Here is a 17,191-nt window from a genome sequence, read left to right as displayed (position 1 = left end):
TCTCTTCCTATGCGTACATCTATCTTACTTATTCCCGCTAGTCGAATTCAGTATAGCAGAGTCATCACTTTGTCAAAGACAATTCCTGTTAAATTTCCTGACATTACATCACTTTGGTAGCCGCAGTTTCCTCCTGGCTCAGGGCAAAATACAGACGATTAAGGGCATGGATGTAGGCACGGGCAGAGGCAACAATGATGTCCGTACTGGCGGCATGACCAGCATAGACCACACCACTGGGATGCTTGATGCGGATGGTTACCTCTCCCAAAGCATCGATCCCAGCTGTAACCGACTGTACCGAAAATTCAATCAGTTGATTGGGCAAATTGACCACGCGATTGATTGCTTTATAGACTGCATCGACTGGTCCAGTCCCAACAGCGGCATCTGTGCGCTCTTCCCCCTCTGGGGTCAACACTGTTACTGTAGCCGTAGGTAGGGCGTGGTCACCACAGCTCACCTGGACGTGCTCTAGTTTGTATGCTTGGGGTAGGTGTTGGGTTTCGTCGTTAACAATGGCAGCCAAGTCCCAATCAGTGATCTCCCGTTTTTTGTCTGCCAGTTCCTTAAACCGTACAAAAGCACGATTGAGTTCCTGTTCCGTCAAGTGAAACCCCAGTTCCTGTAGGCGTGTCCGAAAGGCATTGCGCCCCGATAGCTTGCCCAGCACAATTTGATTACTAGTGAGACCGATCGATTCCGCATCCATGATTTCGTAGGTGCGTTTGTGCTTCAATACCCCATCCTGGTGAATACCGGACTCATGGGCGAAGGCATTGGCTCCCACGATCGCTTTGTTAGGCTGCACGGGAATCCCTGTCAAGTTGGACACAAGGCGAGAAGTTTTGTAAATTTCTTTTAAGTTGATATTGGTGAGGGGAGCTTCACTTTCGGGGGGACGACCGAGGAAAGGATTAAAGTATTGGCGACGCACATGGAGGGCCATAACTAGTTCCTCTAGGGCAGCGTTCCCAGCCCTCTCCCCAATGCCGTTAATTGTGCATTCCAATTGTCTTGCCCCGTACTTAATTGCTTCCAAGAAGTTAGCCACCGCTAAACCCAGGTCATCGTGACCATGGACGGAGATAACTGCCCGATCGATATTGCGTACGTTCTCCTTGATACCTTTAATCAGGGCACCAAATTCTGCGGGGGTGGTATAGCCGACCGTATCAGGGATGTTGACAGTAGATGCCCCCGCCTCGATCGCTAATTCCAAGACCTGGTAGAGAAACTCAGGGTCAGAGCGCCCCGCATCTTCTGGAGAAAATTCCACATCCTCGACCAGGGAGCGGGCATAGGCGACCATTTCTGGCACAATTTGTAAAATCTCAGCGCGGGTCTTTTTCAGTTTGTACTCCAGGTGGATGTCGGACGTAGCAATAAAAGTATGGATACGAGCACGGTGGGCAGGTTTGAGGGCTTCGGCACAGGTGGCAATGTCCTGTTTAGTAGCACGGGCTAGACCACAGATGACTGGTCCGTTCTCTGTGCCCACCACTCGGGCAATCTCCTGCACAGCTTGGAAATCCCCAGGACTGGCATAGGGGAAGCCTGCCTCAATAATATCCACTCCCAAGCGGGCCAGTTGCTGGGCGATGAGTAGCTTTTGTTCCACATTGAGAGTAGCCCCAGGAGTTTGTTCCCCATCTCTTAGGGTAGTATCAAAAATGAGAATTCTGTCTACCATGCGGTCGCCCTAACAAATCATGCCTCTTAATTCTAACCTATGAAAATTCGGGTGAAGGACTTTCCCCTACCCTGGGGTCAGGTACTGGTCTGGCTTAGTATACCAGGTTTGCTATTTGTCACCGCCTGGGGCTGGCGTGCCCTTGTGGACCCCAATTTTACGGGTGTACCAGAGGCAGAAGTATTGCAAGAGTTATTGTTGCCGCCTCCCCAATCCCTAGCGGAAATTAAAGATGAGTTAAAGCGGGCTAATTTGACCCTGGGGGAACAGTTCCCCTTGGGCATAAAGGATTTAGCTCTCTATCCTGTACTTAACCACAAAAAGGAGGTGCGACAAATTCGTCTCTATCAGGCAGCGGCACGCAAATTCCGTGGTAAATGGCATTTGGTGGATGCGGTGGAGGTTACGGGACTGCGCCAGTCCACAATCGATGCTGTCCGCCAACGCTACCAAGCAACTACCCCAGGGCGGGGCAATGACCCTATCCGGCCCTTTACGGAATTGCAAGAACTACAGGGAGAGCAACCCAAAGAGGAAATCTGGTTTTTAACGAGCGGCAAAGCTAACAATGGAGTCTACGGGTTAATATTCCACTTAACGATGAAGCCCCAACCCCGGCTCTATATGTTGGCAGAATGGGTCAGTCCGGGGGGGAAATTGCCCACCTGGCAGGAAGTTATCAACTTACCACCTAAGCCGAATGTCCCCGATCGGGCAGAGATTGTTATTGACCAAACCCTAGAGCCAGAGCCATTTTTAGAAATCTTACGAGTAGTGCCGACGGGGGACAAAGGCAATCCCTATGAACTGCGCAACATTTCCCTGGCAGAACGGGGCAAACTGGGTAAAACTTACAGTAACGCTCTCCTGCTTGCCCGTGCGGGTCTGTGGTCACCTGCCCTGAAAATTTGGCAAAAACCTGATGAAAAGCTCTCTATCCCAATTCGCGAGCAACACGCCTACATTGCCTACCATGCCAATCTGACAGCCCAGCGGGCACAACAAGCTCTCACGGATGTGGGCGAACAGGTACGCAATTTGTTTGTGGATGGGCAATTTGCTCAGGCCCTGACCCTGGCAACCCGCAGTGACAGTAATGCCCGTAGTATCATCAATCTTCTACAGAAGGATGACAGGCTGTTCTGGCGCAGGGTACAGGCGAGTTTGCAAGTGAATAATGACCCTAGTGCCTATGCCTGGGGGGCAATTATAGTTATGGTCAAGGAAGGTCTCCCCAGTGCTCGTGCTTGGTTGCGGGAAAGGAGTAGGGCGACCCCCGAAAATCTGGCGGTTTTAGATACCTTGGATGTGGCTCCCCTCACAATCCGCCCGCAGCAATTTTTGGCTACCCTTGTCCCCCTAGAAGGAACTCCCACCGATCGTTGGTATCTGCCCCCTGGCGAGCTGACAGTAGGACAGACCTGGTATGTGGTAACGCCCATGGCAATTAGGGATGGCAAAATTTGGCAAAATACCCCTATTGCGGAATTTGGGCAACGCTCCCCCAAAACAGTCTGGAAAGCCCTCAGCCTCGATCGGTTACCCCTCCTCAATGTCATTGAAATTGAACGCCCCGATTACGCCAGTTTCTTCAGTGTCACTGCCCGCTCGATCTGGGTGGATGAGGCTGGCAATGTGGAAATTTTAGCTAGTGGTTCGGAGTACATCAGCAGGGGCATTGCGGGCAACCGCTTACCGATGGTGGTAGTAAATGGGGGTAGCTTGAGCCAGTTACCCCGCCAGCGTTTGGGGGAGCTGGGGACGATTGTCAGCGATCGGGTCGGGCGTGCTATTTATGGGGAGTTACAGACCTTTGGTGAAGTCTCCTTGGATTTGCCCAGTTTTCAGCAGCGCTTACAGGAGTGGCAGGTTACGGTAGCGGACATCAACGGGGATAGTATAGCGGAGATAGTGATGGAAATTCAGCAGGATCAGGTGGACTTAGGTAATCGCTATTATCCCATGGTAGCTGTGTTCACAGAGACAGGGGATTTAATTTACAGCACAATTAGGGAGCAGCCAGCCCGTAAGTGGGTAGGGGTTCTGCCTGGTAACACAGGGGGACAAATTTTAACGGAATTAGACGGACGCTATGAAATTTGGAATTTCTAGGGTTAGAATCTAGGCAGGTACAAGGGACAAGGCTATGAGAAATGTCCTCACTTCCTTGGCAATTGGGGGTGGCTCTTTATTGCTTGCCTACGCTCCACTACCAGGCTTACAGCAGACCCTAATCATTGTCAGTGGTTCAGAATTGGAAGAACCCCTCAAAGTATTGGAACAGACATTTGAAAAGCAACACCCCAACATCAAAATTGAGGTAAGGATACAGGGGTCGCAGGAGCTGGTGAATAGAGTAGTGGATAAAAAGAATGATTTTCAGCCCACGATTTTAATTCCTGCTAATGGGGAGCTGCTGAAGGAATTAGAGCAACGCGTCGGGGGCAATGCTTTCTATGACCCACCCCAACCAGTAGCCAAAACTCTCCTGGTGGCAGTATCCTGGGCAGAACGGGGCCAAGTACTTTTCCCTGGGGGGCAGTTTGATTGGCGGAGTCTCCACCGCGCTATGAGTAATGGCAGTTGGGGCGCAATTGGTGGCAATCCCCGCTGGGGCAGTTTCGATTTTGTCACAACAGACCCTACCCGCTCTAACAGTGGGCAACTCACCCTGGCTCTGTGGGCGCAAAGTCACCTGGGCAGGCTGGACAATGCCAGTCTCAATTCCCCTGAGAGTCAGGCGCTGTTTAGTTTGATTAAGCGATCGGTCTATCAACCCCCCCGCTCCACTGATATTCTCCTGCAGGAATTTATCACCCGCGGTCCCAACGATGCCGATATAGCCATGGTCTATGAGAGTATTGCTCTGCACCGCTGGCAACAGGCAAGCCAAAGCCAGGGCAAACCCTACCAAATTTACTACCCTAACCCCACGATCGAGACGGCTTCTACAGCTGCTATTCTTAGAGAAGGTGTCTCCCCTGCCCAGGCGGAAGCTGCCCGCACTTTTATTAGGTTTTTGCAACAGCCACCCCAACAGGCGGTATTTGCTCAGTACGGCTTCCGATCGGTGGCTAACAATTTTGACCTCAAAAGTGTAGCTAATAGTCCCTGGGCACAAAACATCCCTGGTGTAGCGGTGACAATTCCTGGGCAAGTTTTACCCCAGCCCGATCGGCAAATCCTTACGGAGGTCATTCGCCAATGGGAACGCAGCAACTAGTTGACCGCGAAGAGTTACGGCGACTTTACAGACAACAACGCCAGCAAATCCCCGCCGAAGTGCACCAGGCAAAAAGTCTTGCCCTCTGTGACCAGATTGCCCAATGGTCGGTGTTTCAGCAGGCACGGCTCGTCTTGGCTTTTATCAGTCATCGGGGCGAACCTGATTTAAGTCCTCTAATTAAAGCCTTCCCCAGCAAAACCTGGGCTGTACCCCGCTGCCAAGGAGAAAACCTGTCTTTTCATCACTTTACACCTGCTACCCCCCTTACTCCCAACCAATGGGGCATTCTGGAACCCCCTGTCACTACCCCTGTGTTAATTCCCGATGGACGTACCCTCTGTCTAGTCCCAGGGCTTGCCTTCGATCGGCGGGGCAACCGTCTGGGGTCGGGGCGAGGTTATTACGATCGGTTTTTGTGCCGTCACCTTTACTGCATCAAAGTGGGGACGGCCTTCCAGGAATTTATCCTCCCTGTCCTCAGCGTCAAGACTTGGGATATACCGATGGACTATTTAGCCCACGACGGCGCGATCGAGCCAGTCCAGAAGTAATTGATTAAACTGCTGGGGGTCCTCATCCTGGGGACAGTGACCTAAGCCCTTAAGGATAGCCACTTCCGCTAGGGGGGAATAACTGGCTAACTTTTTCGCAGGTTTAGGGGGAATGACCCGATCGTTACTGCCCCAGACAATCAACAGGGGTACTTTGAGGGCAGGAATTATTTGTTTCGCACTGGGGATACTCTGACTGCGGGACATACCACGATTCAGCCAGTTGAAAGCGATCACCGCCTGGCGCTCCCTGGCAGGACTAGCGATAATTTCTACTAGTTCCCTATCGATATTTTGTTGCTTGTGCCCATAGACAAAACCACTTAAAACCCAGCGGATTATCCAGGGTTGGCGGAATATGTAAAAAAGGGGAGTTGCCAATACACCCCCGATCGTGCCCTCCAAAAACTGCTTGACGGGACGGACAGGCGCAGGAATCGATCGTTCCATCTCCGCTACATCGGGCAAGCTGACCGTTACCACTCCCCGCACGGCTTGGGGATAGCGATAGGCAAACAACAAGCCCACCAAAGCGCCCAGGGAATTACCCACCACTACCAATGGCTGTCCCACCAATCCCTGGTAAAAGTCGTGCACCTGCTCTACCCACAGCTCGAGACTATAATAGGTAGCGACCTTTTCCGACGCCCCAAACCCCAGTAGGTCGAGGGTGTAAGCCCTGTAACGACTCCCCAGCGCCCCCAAGTTATGCCGCCAGTGGCGGCCAGAAGCACCAAAACCATGGAGAAATAAAACAGGCACCTCCCCCGGCCCGCTCGTGAATTGGTAGCGAATTTGCCAGCCGCGCCATAGCCAGTCCCGCCCTTGGACAGAAAAACGACCGTAAACCATGGAAAAGTTTGCCCCTAATGGCAGGCTATGTTAGCATCTACGGGAGGGTTTTTTATACAAAAATAAATAATGGCAAAAGTCCTAGTCCTAAACGCTTCCTACGAACCCCTTAACATAACTACCTGGCAAAGAGCAGTGGTACTCCTGATTAAGGGGAAAGCAGAACAAGTAGAACATAACGGCAAAATGCTCTATCCCGACTTTCCCCTACCCACTGTCATACGCCTACTGCATTACATCAACCTTCCCTACAAAGACATCCCCCTAACCAGGCGTAATATATTACACCGCGACGGTCACACTTGTCAATACTGTGGTTATACAGGGGAAGACCTCACCTTGGATCATGTCCTGCCCCGATCCCGTGGGGGAGAGGATTCCTGGGAAAATGTGGTCACTGCCTGTGTGCGTTGTAATGTCAAGAAGGGCAACCGTACTCCCCAGGAAGCGGGAATGCAGCTGCGCAAGGCCCCCCGTCGTCCCCACAGCAGTCTTTATTTTGAAGTGACTAAGTATCTGCGCGGTGGCAGCAATCAGGAGTGGAAAAAATACATCATCGGCAGCTAGGGGCGCTGGTAGAGCTCGATCGTGTCGCGCTTAATTTTGACATCGTAACTGCTGAGGAAGTCGTTACCCAATAGCCCTAGTTGCATTTGGGGAGCAATAGCGACGGGGACGTTGTTGACAGTAGCACCACTGACACTGATGGACTGGACGAAGCCAATAGGAAAGACCACTGTTGACCCATCTGCTACCTGGGCTTTGACAGCGGTAAAGGGACGGACATTGAGGAGATTAGCCATTTCTTGCGTGATGACTGTACCCGTTGCCCCTGTGTCGAGGATCATATCAAAGGTTTGCTTACCGTTAAAAGTTACAGCAATGACAGGGGTATTGCCGCGGCGGTCTTTGATGGGTACGCTGACAAAGCGGGGAGAGGGAGGTGGTGTCTTGCCACAGATATTGCTGAGGTCGATTTTACGCCCCTTGGCATCCTGGATGAAGCACTCAGCATCCTGTGCTAGTAGAGCTAAGGCGCTGCTCCCCCACAACAGCAAAGGGAGGACAAAACGAGAAAGTGCCATAGAACCAGTGGGAAAAATCTGTATCGCCACTTTAGCACAAGTGCCAGGCGGACTAGGTTTTGTTGAGATATAAAATGCCCATCATCCCCCCCACAATGGGGTAGTGCTTGATGTCACGAAAGCCGACCTGCTGAGCTAGCTGGATTTGTTCCCTTCCCTGGGGGAACTTTTGCAGACTGGGTTCTAGGTAGGCATATTCACTTTCTAGGTGAAATTGGCGGGCAGTAGGGACAACGATTGTTCTTAGGTACCACCTCTGGAATCCTGCTAGGACTGGGTTATAGGGACGGTGGAAATCTAAAATTACTGCCCTACCTGGGGTGTTTAAGACGCGATAAATTTCCTGTAAACCTTGCCTGACATCAGCTAAATTTCTCAACCCGTAGGTCATAGTCACACCATCAACGCTCCTATCAGGAAAGCGCAAATGTAAAACATCTCCCTCTTCCCAACTTAAATTGGGCAAATTTCTCCCTTTCCGTTGGGCAATTGCTAGCTGGCAAGGGGCAAAATCTACCCCAATTACAGTTGCCCCCGATCGGGCTAATAGGATTGCCATATCGCCACTCCCGCAGCATAAATCTAACCACAATTCCCCTGGTTTTGGTGCCGCCCAGCCCAGTACCATCTTTTTCCAAACGCGGTGTAAGCCTAGGCTCAGGGCATCGTTGAGGTTATCATAAACAGGGGCAATTTTATTGAATAAATCAGCAACTGGACTCATCAAAAAAATGGGTTTGAAACCCCGTCCTTCGACTTGGGAGCGGCTCGTGGGAGCTCGCCGACCGATAGGACGGCTTTGGATTACTATCGTACAATAGAATTATGGCACATAGAGCTTACACATACCGCTTTTACCCGACACCAGAGCAGGAGGTGCTCTTACGAAAAACGATCGGCTGTGCAAGGCTGGTTTACAACCGTGCTTTAGCAGTTAGGAAAGAAGCATGGGAACACAGACAAGAGCAGGTAGGGTATGGAGCAACATCTGCCTTACTCACTGAGTGGAAAAGGCAAGAAGACTTGCAGTTTCTCAATGAAGTTAGCTGTGTGCCTTTGCAACAATCTCTCAGACATCTGCAATCTGCGTTTACCAACTTCTTTGCTGGGCGGGCAAAGTATCCAGTGTTCAAGAAGAAACAGCATGGCGGTAGTGCTGAGTACACAAAGTCTGCATTTAGGTGGAAAAATGGACAGCTATTTCTTGCCAAGTGCAATGAACCACTGCCGATTGTGTGGAGTAGAGAGTTACCACAGGGCAGTGAACCTTCTACCGTCATTATCACTCTCACTCCATCTGGTAGGTGGATGGTCTCTATCTTGGTGGAGGAAGAAATTGCACCATTGCCCCCAACAGAAAACAAGGTTGGTATTGACTTAGGACTGGATAGTCTAGTCACCCTGAGCAATGGTGTGAAGGTGAAGCCACCTAAGCGATTGAAGGCAAAGTTGCGTCAACTGCGTAGGGCGCAGAGAGCACTTAGTCGGAAGCAGAAGGGGTCAAAGAATCGGGCAAAGGCAAGAATGCGGGTAGCCAAAATACATGCCCAAATTGCCGATGCACGCAAGGATTTTCTGCACAAGCTAACCACTCAACTGGTGAAGGAAAACCAACTGATAGCGGTTGAGGACTTAGCGGTGCGGAACATGATTCAAAACCACAAGTTAGCATGCAGTATTAGCGATGCTGGCTGGGGGGAGCTAGTTAGACAGTTGCAGTACAAGTGCGAGTGGTATGGGAGACAGTTGGTCAAGATAGACCGCTGGTTTCCCAGTAGCAAGCAGTGCAGCAACTGTGGGCATATTGCAGAGACAATGCCCCTTCACATCAGGGAGTGGGAATGTCCCATGTGCCATGCACACCATGACAGAGATGTGAATGCGGCTAGAAACATTTTGGCGGCGGGACTCGCCGTGGCAGTCTGTGGAGCAACCGTAAGACCCGCAAGGGCTGGTGCGATGAAGCAGAAATCTAAGTCGTGAGGCTTAGGAATCACTGTCCTTTAGGACAGTGTGGATGTCAAAACTACTGGCTAATACTAAACGGCCTTGATAGCGCTGTAGTGTGGTAAAAAATCTCTGGTCATCTTTTGCTCCGTAAATGCTGGGACTGACAAACAGTAAATCTAGGGCTACTACTTGCGCTCCTGCTTGCATCAACCGATCGATGGCAAAGGCATAAACACTCCGCTGCCAGGGGAATTTTTCTGTTTGAGCTAGACTCAATTCATCGATGGCAATGATGACTATTTCTGGGGGGGGCAACTGTGGCGGTCGCCAACGGAAAAATAGGGCTTGGATTTGTAGTTCTAACAGGGGGAAAACTTTATTTAACCCTAGTCCTACCAATAGCCATACTAGAAAAGTGAGAATCTGCCATTTAGAGTTGAGCAAATTGCTGCGCTGCCCTTTGACAAAGTTGACACAAATAGTCGTGATTGTGCCCATTACTGGCAATAATATCTCCCCATTGCACTATATCAGGATTGTTGTAGGTAAGCACAGAACCATCAAAACGAGTGAGTCTGCCCCCTGCTTCCTGGAGGATTAATTCTGGGGCACAATAATCCCAGTCCTTCGGTGCGGATTGCCCCGACACAGAGATATAGTAGTCAGCCTTGCCTTCTGCTAGAGCCGCAAATTTCCCCCCAATACTGCCTACGGCATATTCCTGCGCCTTGGGTACGTGACTGAGAATGTGGTTCAGTTTAGGACCACGGTGGCTCCGACTGGCAATGACTACCATAGTGGCGGGGTCTGTCCGATCGGATACCTGCAATTTGCTCACATTTCCCTCTCTGTCTTCTACGTATGCCCCTTGCCCTGCCGCTGCGCTATAGAGTTTGCCCAAGGCGGGTAATGCCACTATCCCCAAAACGGGTCGCTGCTGATACGCCAGCCCTATATGTATGGCAAATTCTCCTTTGCGTTCGACAAATTCATGGGTGCCATCTAGGGGGTCAATAATCCATACCCAGTCCCGATCGAGTCTGCTTAGGTCGTCATCCGTCTCTTCACTGAGATAGGCAAATTGGGCAGTGCCAAATTGTTTTTGTAAGCCCTGTAAAATTACCTCATTGCTGGCAATATCGGCTTTGGTTACTGGTCCTTCCTCCCCACCTTTATCTTGAATGTCTAAATCACTCTGCTGTTGATAGTAGGCAAGGATGACCGCTGCTGCCTGCCAAGCGATCGACTTCACTAGGGGTAACCATTCTGATAGTTGTTGGTGCATAATTGCTTGTCTAGCTCCCCCTATAGTACCCCATGGCAGACACTAAAGCCTACCTTGACCTGATTCTGCTGGCACTGGAAGCCTTTACGGGCATGAGTTCAGAAGAAATGCTAGAGGGGGCAAAGTTTTTGCAAGTGCATACGATTATTACCGATCGGATTGCCCTGTGGCGATTACGGCAGGCTAGTCCGCTACGCCGCAGCAAGGGGGGAAGAAAGAAGCTGGATATTGAAGAAGCACTGGCTTTAGTGCGGGTGAGTGCCTATCTCGCTAGTAAGTATCACCAGGAATTGCGCCAGGCAGTGGAAAAATTGAGTTTCTGTCAACACCAGCGCCTGTCTCCCCACCGTGAACCTGTTTTGGGGGATTATCTCGATCGCTTCTACCATTTGTATAACGAGCGGTTAGCGGACAAAAGTGCTGCTCCCCAAGTGGAAAAATTGGCTCTCAAACTGCTAGTGGATTTGTTTTTTTGCAGTGCCAAGGCAGGGGCAAAGCATCTATGGCTTATGCTCCTAGAACTGTAGGGGGATATGGTGAACGCCATCTTGCTTTAGCAAGTCTTAAGATTTAAGCTAGGTTTGGCAAACGGGTGGCACTATGGGGCGCAGGATCGGTCTGGTGATAGTAGCGGGCATTGGGGGGTTATGGCTCAGTAGCTGCCGGACTAATTCCCCTTCCACCCAGGCACAAACTCCTCCCCCTGCTCGCTTAGGGGCACAAAGTACTGTCAATGTCGATGTAGCGGTAGCGAAGCTGGAAACGATCGACCAACCCCGTCAGTATACAGGGACAACCAACCCCAACCGAGAAGTGACCCTCAGAGCCAGAGTAGAGGGACAGCTACTAGAACTAGCGGTCGATCGGGGAGACCTAGTACAACAGGGGCAGATTATTGGTCGCCAGGATGACGGTGTGTTAAAAGCCAATGTGTTGCAGTCAGCAGCGGAGCTGGCAGCCCGGGAAGCCGAGCTAGCCCGCATCCAAACCCTAGTAGCCAATGCCAAAGCCCAGGTAGAGCGTGCCCGACTGGAGTTACAACAGGCACAGGCGGATGCCCGCCGACTAAACCAACTAGCAAAAGCAGGGGCAATCACTCCCCAGCAGGCAGAACAGGCAGAGACCAAGGCAAACACGGCGCGGCAAACCCTCAAAGCGACAGAGGCGCAGTTACAATCCCAGCAGGCGGAGGTAGCTACTGCTCAAAAACGGGTGGAAGCGCAAAGGGCAATTTTGCAACAGGCAGAGGAAAGACTGGCTTATACGGTCATTCGTTCTCCTATTACAGGCATTGTGACAGCCAAAACCGCAGAAGCGGGCAATCTACTCCAAGGGGGCAATGAGATTGTTAAAATTGCCGATTTTGCCACAGTCAAAGTTGTAGTGGAGGTGTCAGAACTCGATCGGGCTAATCTCTCCCTCGGTCAGAGTGCCACGGTCAAGCTAGATGCCTTACCCAACCAGGAATTTGTAGGGCAGATCACCCGTATTTCTCCCACTGCTGACCCCCGTTCCCGCCTGATTCCCGTAGAGGTGGAGTTAAACAATGAGCAACAGACAATTGGCAGTGGTCTCTTAGCCAGAGTCACCTTTGTGCCTCAGAAGAGCAAGAAAGTCGTGACAGCCCCTGCTACTGCCCTGCGTACAGCGGGCAGACCCAATGATAAAGAGAGTAAGATTTTTGTTGTCAAACGATCGGGGGAGACAATCACTGTAGAATCACGCCCTGTCAAAATCGGCAAAGAAATAGATGGCAAAGTGGTGATTCGATCGGGGTTAGCCCCGGGGGAAGAATACGTCGTTAGGAGTGGCAGACCCCTAAAAGATGGGGACAAAGTGGCAGTGAGTGTCCTATCACAAAGGAAGGGAGAAAAGCATGACAGACCAGGGAATTAGTATTAGCAGACTGGCTATTCGCCGTCACATTGGCACCCTTGTCCTCAGTCTAGCGGTAGTAGTGTTGGGGCTATTTGCTGTCACGAGATTACAAGTCGATCTCCTACCTGGGATTACCTATCCCCGTATTGCTGTGCAGTTGAACATCCCTGGCATTGCCCCTGAAGTAGCTGTAGACGAAGTGACCAAACCCCTAGAAGCCTCCCTAGCTGCCACAGAAGGCGTAACCCAGATATTTTCTCGCACCCAAGAAGGGCGAGTAAGGGTAGATTTATTCTTTGCCCCTGGTAGCAATTTAGACCAAGCCCTGAATGATGTCACAGCTACCTACAATCGGGGGCGCAGCCGTCTGCCTGACAATATCGAAGATGCGCGGATTTTCAAGTTTGACCCCTCCCAATTACCCGTCTATGAATTTGCCCTGACTTCTCCTAGTCTTTCCCCCTTGACTTTGCGAATTTTTGCCGAAGAAGAACTGGCAAGGGAACTGAGTGTAGTCCCTGGTGTAGCAGCGGTAGATGTCGTCGGTGGGCAGACAGAGGAAGTGACTGTCAAACTGGATTTTGCCCGTCTACAGGCTCAAGGTCTGACGGTGGCAGATGTTTTAACAGCCCTACAGAAACGAAATCAAGACATCTCTGGGGGTAGATTGGCAGGCAAAATATTTGAGCCTTTGACAAGAACGATCGGTCGTTTTGCCTCAGTGCAGGAGATAGAAGAACTCTCTTTGACTGTCAATGGCAAACAGGTTTATCTGCGAGATTTTGCTACCGTCACCGATGGCAGTGCTGAACAGCGCCTATTTGTCACCCTCAATGGCGAACCAGCGGTCAAAGTGACAGTCCAGAAACAACCTGATGCTAACACGATCGTTGTAGTTGACGGTGTTAAACAGAAGCTAGAGCAGTTAAAACAACAGGGGCTGATTCCCCCTGATGCGGTTTTGACAGTGACATTAGATGACTCCCGTTTCATCCGCAGTGCGATTAAATCCGTGGTACAGGCAGGGGTGACGGGGGCAATTTTAGCAGCGCTCGCTGTGTTGTTATTTTTAGGTTCCCTGCGCCAGACTTTGATCATTCTGATTTCCATTCCCCTGTCCATTCTCGCCGCTGTGATTGTCATGGCGTTATGTAACTTTTCCCTCAATCTTTTTAGTCTGGGGGGCTTGGCTTTGGGGGTGGGAATTGTCGTGGACAACTCGATCGTGATGTTAGAGAGCATTGCGGTTGGTACGGGCATGGCGGTAGGGCAGAGTGCCAGTAGTTTGGGCTGGAAAGACACGATCGAGCGGGCGATTATCAGTAGTCAAAAAGTGGAATCGGCTTTAGTTGCTTCTACGGCTACGAATATAGTCGCTGTTTTACCATTTTTGTTGATCGGCGGTTTTATTTCTCTGTTGTTCAATGAATTGGTGTTAACGATCGTGTTTGCCGTTGCTGCCTCCATTGTAGTAGCAGTGACCGTTGTACCCGCTTTAGCCTCTCGGCTATTAGCAGTGAGAGCCAGCAGTGGCATAGGCAGATGGTGGTTATTCAGGCAGTTTCACGATTGGTTTACGGCAGCAACCGATGGCTATGGTTGGCTACTCAAACATTTACTGCGATGGCGATTATTAGTCCTTAGTTTGACATTTATAATTTGCGGTGTGAGTTCCTGGTGGATGGCAAGACAGGTACCCCAAGAGATTCTCCCCCCCATCAACACAGGCTTAGTTAATATCATCGCCCAATTCCCTGCTGGTACAACCCTAAACACCAATCAACAAGTAATGACAATGGTAGAAGATATTCTGCGGCAAGAACCAGAGACTCAATACATTTTTGCCACCATAGGGGGGGTAGTATTTGGCAATAATGCCACGGCTAATCCTCTACGCAGTTCTACTACAATCACCCTTAAACCTGGCAGTGATGTTTTCAGGTATGTAGAGAAAGTCAAACAAAAACTCAACAAATTAAATCTGGCTGGTATTCGCCTGCGGGTCAACCCAGGGAGAGTGCGAGGGATTATTCTCAATAACTCCCCCACCCCAGGTACAGAAATAGATGTCCTATTGCAGGGCAATGATTTGCTTACCCTGGAGCGGACAGGCAGACAAATACTGAGAACACTAGAAGAGAAAGTCACAGGGGCAAACTTTAGACCAGAAACGGATGCCAGACAACCAGAAATTCAAATCAATCCCAACTGGGAAAGGCTAGAAAGGCTAGGGCTGACAGTAGCTGACCTGGGACAAACTATCACAACCGCAATTATCGGCAGTGTACCAACCCAGCTGCAAAGAGGGAATCGCTTAGTCGATGTCAGAGTCAGACTCGATCGGGCTGAGATCAGCGAACCATCGCAATTAGAACAACTCCCTTTGTTTACCAGAGAGGGGCAGACAGTGCGCTTATGCGATGTTGCCCAGATCAAGAGTGGCACAGCGCCTGGGGAAATTCTGCGGGTCAATCAAAAGAATGTATTTGTCATCAGTGGCAATCTCAATCGGGGAGCCAGTCTCAGTCAAGCCATCCAAGAGGTGGAACAAACGCTCAAAGAAACGGAATTACCTCCTGGTATTACCATCCTGCCTAGCAGCGCGGCAGAAGCAAATCGCCAACTGCAACAATCTCTACAGGTGCTTGGTCTGCTGGCGACCTTTCTCGTCTTTGTGGTGATGGCAGTGCAATACAACTCCCTCATCGATCCCCTAGTCATCATGTTCACAGTCCCCCTGGCTTTGGCGGGCGGTATCCTTGGTCTGTTTGTCACAAAAACAGCGATCGGTGCTACAGTGGTGGTGGGAGCAGTGTTACTGGTGGGGATTGTGGTCAACAACGCCATTATCATGGTGGAACTGGCAAATCAGATCAAAGAAGAGACAGGCTGCGATCGGTTGACAGCTATTACCCAGGCAGCACCGCAGAGATTGAGACCGATTTTGATGACTACGATTACCACAGTCCTGGGACTGTTTCCTCTGGCATTGGGGTTGGGAGAAGGGAGCGAGTTTCTACGCCCCTTGGGAATTGTTGTTTTCTCTGGTCTTTCTTTTGCTACTCTCTTGACTTTGTTTATTATTCCCTGTTTTTATCTGCTCCTACACGAAATACCCACACCAACCTTCAGAGCCAAGAACCTCAGACCCAAGCGGCAGCAGGATGTCACTACGATCGACAAACCATCACTGTAAGGCTTTGATTGACTGTTGCACCCGCTCGATCCATTCTTTGTCCCCCACTGACTCATACAGTTTGAGGGCAGTTTGGTAGTGGGTAAGTGCCTGTTGTTTATCCCCCCTGCGGCTATAGAGTGCTCCCACTGCCCAATGGGTAAGAGCATAGTTGGGGTTTTCCTTGAGGGATTGCTGGTAGGCTTGCAGTGCTTCCTCCAGTTTGTTTTGTTCTACCAGGGCTAGCCCTAGGCTAGTGTAATCCACCCAAATTTCCTCTTTCCCCAAACTGATGGCTTGTTGCAGGGCTTTGATGGCTCCCTCTATATCCCCCTGTGTCCGTAAAAGATTGCCGAGATTGCTGTAGGCAATAGCATTTTGGGGGTCAACTTTAATCGCCTCGCGAAAGGCAGCAATAGCTTGGTCATATTCCTTGCGATCGGCGTAAGCTCTCCCCAAATTGTTGTGGGCAGCGGCATACTGGGGGCTAATTTGAATAGCTTTACGGTAGGACTCGATCGCTTTTTCCAGATTCCCCTGCCGCCGGTAGCTGAGACCAATACCATTGAGGGCAACGGGATTACGGGCTTGCAGTACCAGACTGCGGCTAAAAGCGGCTTGAGCTTCTGTAATTTTACCAATCTGCAGGAGGGTATTACCCCAGGCGTTGTAGAGGTCGGGATTGCGGTCATCCCGTTTAATTGCTTCTCCGTAGGCAGCTGCCGCCCCTTCTACATCCCCCGCAGCAGTGAGAGCGATCGCTAAATTGTAGTGGGCATTGGGGAAGTCAGGTCGCTGCGCCAAAACCGATCGGTAGGCAGTTACTGCCCCCTTATAATCTTTCTCCTCATGGAGAGCAACCCCTAGAGCAAACTGAGCCGTGACATTGTCAGGTTGCATGGAAACAGCCTTGCGCAGTGTCTCGATCGCTTCCTGGCGTTTCCCCTGTTTCCGCAGCGCCATACCCAAGCCAGTGTAGGCAAGCCCGTAATTGGGGTCCAGTTTAATAGCCGCCTGGAATGCCTCGATCGCTCCCGTCCAATTTTGCCGTTTTTCCTCCGCTAGACCCAAATTGTAGTAAGTGGGAGCCAAGCTAGGTTCTGGTTTACTGAGCTGGATGACTTTTTGGTAAGCGCTAATGGCACCTGTGATGTCCCCCTTCTGGAAGAGAGCTAGACCTAAACTGTAGTGGGCAGGAACATAATTGGGGTCAAGTTTGAGAGCTTCCCGCTGGGCATTGACAGCACCGTTGAGGTCACCCCTCTGCCTCAGAGTTACCCCCAGCCCGTAGTAGGCGAGCACCAACTGGGGATTAAGGCTGATGACTTGGCGATAGACCTTTTCCGCCTCCTCCAGTTTATTTTGCTCCCTAAGGGTATTAGCCTGCTGCAACAACAAAATGGGGTTCTCTTGGGCAAGGAGAACAGGGGATAGGAGAAAGGCAAACAACAAACCGATCGCTCTCTGCATGGTTAGTTTTGCAGGTTTACTACTAC

General features: G+C 50.7%; 15 protein-coding genes. 8 read left to right on the top strand and 7 right to left on the bottom strand.

Translation table 11 applies throughout. The features are described 5' to 3' along the window. Positions 1-103 precede the first annotated feature (103 nt). A complete protein-coding gene (locus NZM01_09375; GenBank protein MCS6960246.1) occupies positions 104-1,693 on the bottom strand; it encodes a 2-isopropylmalate synthase in 1,590 nt (529 codons plus the stop codon). Positions 1,694-1,732: 39 nt separating this feature from the next. Between NZM01_09375 and NZM01_09370 the strand changes: the two genes are divergently transcribed. The 3 genes from NZM01_09370 to NZM01_09360 are packed head-to-tail and all read left to right on the top strand — an operon-like array spanning position 1,733 to position 5,470. Continuing rightward, positions 1,733-3,805, top strand: coding sequence for a hypothetical protein (locus NZM01_09370; protein ID MCS6960245.1), 2,073 nt, complete (start codon positions 1,733-1,735; stop codon positions 3,803-3,805). 34 nt (positions 3,806-3,839) lie between these two features. Beyond that, positions 3,840-4,916 (top strand): substrate-binding domain-containing protein, encoded by a 1,077-nt coding sequence (locus tag NZM01_09365; protein ID MCS6960244.1) that lies wholly within the window; start codon positions 3,840-3,842, stop codon positions 4,914-4,916. Continuing rightward, positions 4,898-5,470, top strand: a complete 573-nt coding sequence (locus NZM01_09360) for a 5-formyltetrahydrofolate cyclo-ligase (GenBank protein ID MCS6960243.1) — start codon at positions 4,898-4,900, stop codon at positions 5,468-5,470. Before NZM01_09365 ends, NZM01_09360 begins: the two co-directional genes overlap by 19 nt. On the opposite strand, the gene NZM01_09355 is transcribed toward NZM01_09360, so the two are convergent. After that, positions 5,432-6,322 carry an alpha/beta fold hydrolase gene (locus tag NZM01_09355; GenBank protein ID MCS6960242.1) on the bottom strand — a complete coding sequence of 297 codons (891 nt, stop codon included), beginning with the start codon at positions 6,320-6,322 and terminating at the stop codon, positions 5,432-5,434. The genes NZM01_09360 and NZM01_09355 overlap by 39 nt on opposite strands. 69 nt (positions 6,323-6,391) lie before the next feature. Between NZM01_09355 and NZM01_09350 the strand changes: the two genes are divergently transcribed. Beyond that, on the top strand, positions 6,392-6,889 hold the full coding sequence (locus NZM01_09350; protein ID MCS6960241.1) for an HNH endonuclease: 498 nt from the start codon (positions 6,392-6,394) through the stop codon (positions 6,887-6,889). On the opposite strand, the gene NZM01_09345 is transcribed toward NZM01_09350, so the two are convergent. Together NZM01_09345 and ubiE are read right to left on the bottom strand one after the other, a co-directional pair. After that, positions 6,886-7,407 (bottom strand): retroviral-like aspartic protease family protein, encoded by a 522-nt coding sequence (locus tag NZM01_09345; protein MCS6960240.1) that lies wholly within the window; start codon positions 7,405-7,407, stop codon positions 6,886-6,888. The genes NZM01_09350 and NZM01_09345 overlap by 4 nt on opposite strands. Positions 7,408-7,459: 52 nt before the next feature. After that, the gene (ubiE, locus tag NZM01_09340) at positions 7,460-8,131 is read right to left on the bottom strand and encodes a bifunctional demethylmenaquinone methyltransferase/2-methoxy-6-polyprenyl-1,4-benzoquinol methylase UbiE (protein ID MCS6960239.1); all 672 of its coding nucleotides are present in this window, start codon (positions 8,129-8,131) and stop codon (positions 7,460-7,462) included. A gap of 101 nt (positions 8,132-8,232) precedes the next feature. Between ubiE and NZM01_09335 the strand changes: the two genes are divergently transcribed. After that, the gene (locus NZM01_09335) at positions 8,233-9,390 is read left to right on the top strand and encodes a transposase (GenBank protein MCS6960238.1); all 1,158 of its coding nucleotides are present in this window, start codon (positions 8,233-8,235) and stop codon (positions 9,388-9,390) included. A gap of 3 nt (positions 9,391-9,393) precedes the next feature. Here the strand turns inward: NZM01_09335 and NZM01_09330 are convergent, their stop codons facing one another. Next, positions 9,394-9,855 carry a CHASE2 domain-containing protein gene (locus tag NZM01_09330; protein ID MCS6960237.1) on the bottom strand — a complete coding sequence of 154 codons (462 nt, stop codon included), beginning with the start codon at positions 9,853-9,855 and terminating at the stop codon, positions 9,394-9,396. Further along, complete coding sequence (locus NZM01_09325; protein MCS6960236.1) at positions 9,788-10,642, bottom strand: 3'(2'),5'-bisphosphate nucleotidase CysQ; 855 nt, start codon at positions 10,640-10,642, stop codon at positions 9,788-9,790. Before NZM01_09325 ends, NZM01_09330 begins: the two co-directional genes overlap by 68 nt. Positions 10,643-10,674: 32 nt before the next feature. On the opposite strand from NZM01_09325, the gene NZM01_09320 reads away from it, so the two are divergent. From NZM01_09320 to NZM01_09310, 3 genes are all read left to right on the top strand, one after another. Next, the gene (locus tag NZM01_09320) at positions 10,675-11,169 is read left to right on the top strand and encodes a DUF3038 domain-containing protein (protein ID MCS6960235.1); all 495 of its coding nucleotides are present in this window, start codon (positions 10,675-10,677) and stop codon (positions 11,167-11,169) included. A gap of 73 nt (positions 11,170-11,242) precedes the next feature. After that, a complete protein-coding gene (locus tag NZM01_09315; GenBank protein ID MCS6960234.1) occupies positions 11,243-12,538 on the top strand; it encodes an efflux RND transporter periplasmic adaptor subunit in 1,296 nt (431 codons plus the stop codon). Beyond that, positions 12,519-15,716 carry an efflux RND transporter permease subunit gene (locus tag NZM01_09310; GenBank protein ID MCS6960233.1) on the top strand — a complete coding sequence of 1,066 codons (3,198 nt, stop codon included), beginning with the start codon at positions 12,519-12,521 and terminating at the stop codon, positions 15,714-15,716. Before NZM01_09315 ends, NZM01_09310 begins: the two co-directional genes overlap by 20 nt. Here NZM01_09310 and NZM01_09305 read toward each other — a convergent pair. Beyond that, positions 15,708-17,165, bottom strand: a complete 1,458-nt coding sequence (locus NZM01_09305; protein MCS6960232.1) for a tetratricopeptide repeat protein — start codon at positions 17,163-17,165, stop codon at positions 15,708-15,710. The genes NZM01_09310 and NZM01_09305 overlap by 9 nt on opposite strands. Positions 17,166-17,191: the final 26 nt, after the last annotated feature.

It is taken from the genome of Pseudanabaenaceae cyanobacterium SKYG29 (assembly GCA_025055675.1).
Lineage (GTDB): Bacteria > Cyanobacteriota > Cyanobacteriia > Pseudanabaenales > Pseudanabaenaceae > M5B4.
Note: the sequence above shows the minus strand (reverse complement) of the source record. Positions and strands in the feature narration are given on the sequence as shown.

Excerpts from the sequence above, each read along its gene's own strand:
- NZM01_09375 (MCS6960246.1), bottom strand. The coding sequence starts at position 1,693 with ATGGTAGACAGAATTCTCATTTTTGATACTACCCTAAGAGATGGGGAA.
- NZM01_09370 (MCS6960245.1), top strand. The coding sequence starts at position 1,733 with ATGAAAATTCGGGTGAAGGACTTTCCCCTACCCTGGGGTCAGGTACTG.
- NZM01_09365 (MCS6960244.1), top strand. The coding sequence starts at position 3,840 with ATGAGAAATGTCCTCACTTCCTTGGCAATTGGGGGTGGCTCTTTATTG.
- NZM01_09360 (MCS6960243.1), top strand. The coding sequence starts at position 4,898 with ATGGGAACGCAGCAACTAGTTGACCGCGAAGAGTTACGGCGACTTTAC.
- NZM01_09355 (MCS6960242.1), bottom strand. The coding sequence starts at position 6,322 with ATGGTTTACGGTCGTTTTTCTGTCCAAGGGCGGGACTGGCTATGGCGC.
- NZM01_09350 (MCS6960241.1), top strand. The coding sequence starts at position 6,392 with ATGGCAAAAGTCCTAGTCCTAAACGCTTCCTACGAACCCCTTAACATA.
- NZM01_09345 (MCS6960240.1), bottom strand. The coding sequence starts at position 7,407 with ATGGCACTTTCTCGTTTTGTCCTCCCTTTGCTGTTGTGGGGGAGCAGC.
- ubiE (MCS6960239.1), bottom strand. The coding sequence starts at position 8,131 with ATGAGTCCAGTTGCTGATTTATTCAATAAAATTGCCCCTGTTTATGAT.
- NZM01_09335 (MCS6960238.1), top strand. The coding sequence starts at position 8,233 with ATGGCACATAGAGCTTACACATACCGCTTTTACCCGACACCAGAGCAG.
- NZM01_09330 (MCS6960237.1), bottom strand. The coding sequence starts at position 9,855 with ATGGGCACAATCACGACTATTTGTGTCAACTTTGTCAAAGGGCAGCGC.
- NZM01_09325 (MCS6960236.1), bottom strand. The coding sequence starts at position 10,642 with ATGCACCAACAACTATCAGAATGGTTACCCCTAGTGAAGTCGATCGCT.
- NZM01_09320 (MCS6960235.1), top strand. The coding sequence starts at position 10,675 with ATGGCAGACACTAAAGCCTACCTTGACCTGATTCTGCTGGCACTGGAA.
- NZM01_09315 (MCS6960234.1), top strand. The coding sequence starts at position 11,243 with ATGGGGCGCAGGATCGGTCTGGTGATAGTAGCGGGCATTGGGGGGTTA.
- NZM01_09310 (MCS6960233.1), top strand. The coding sequence starts at position 12,519 with ATGACAGACCAGGGAATTAGTATTAGCAGACTGGCTATTCGCCGTCAC.
- NZM01_09305 (MCS6960232.1), bottom strand. The coding sequence starts at position 17,165 with ATGCAGAGAGCGATCGGTTTGTTGTTTGCCTTTCTCCTATCCCCTGTT.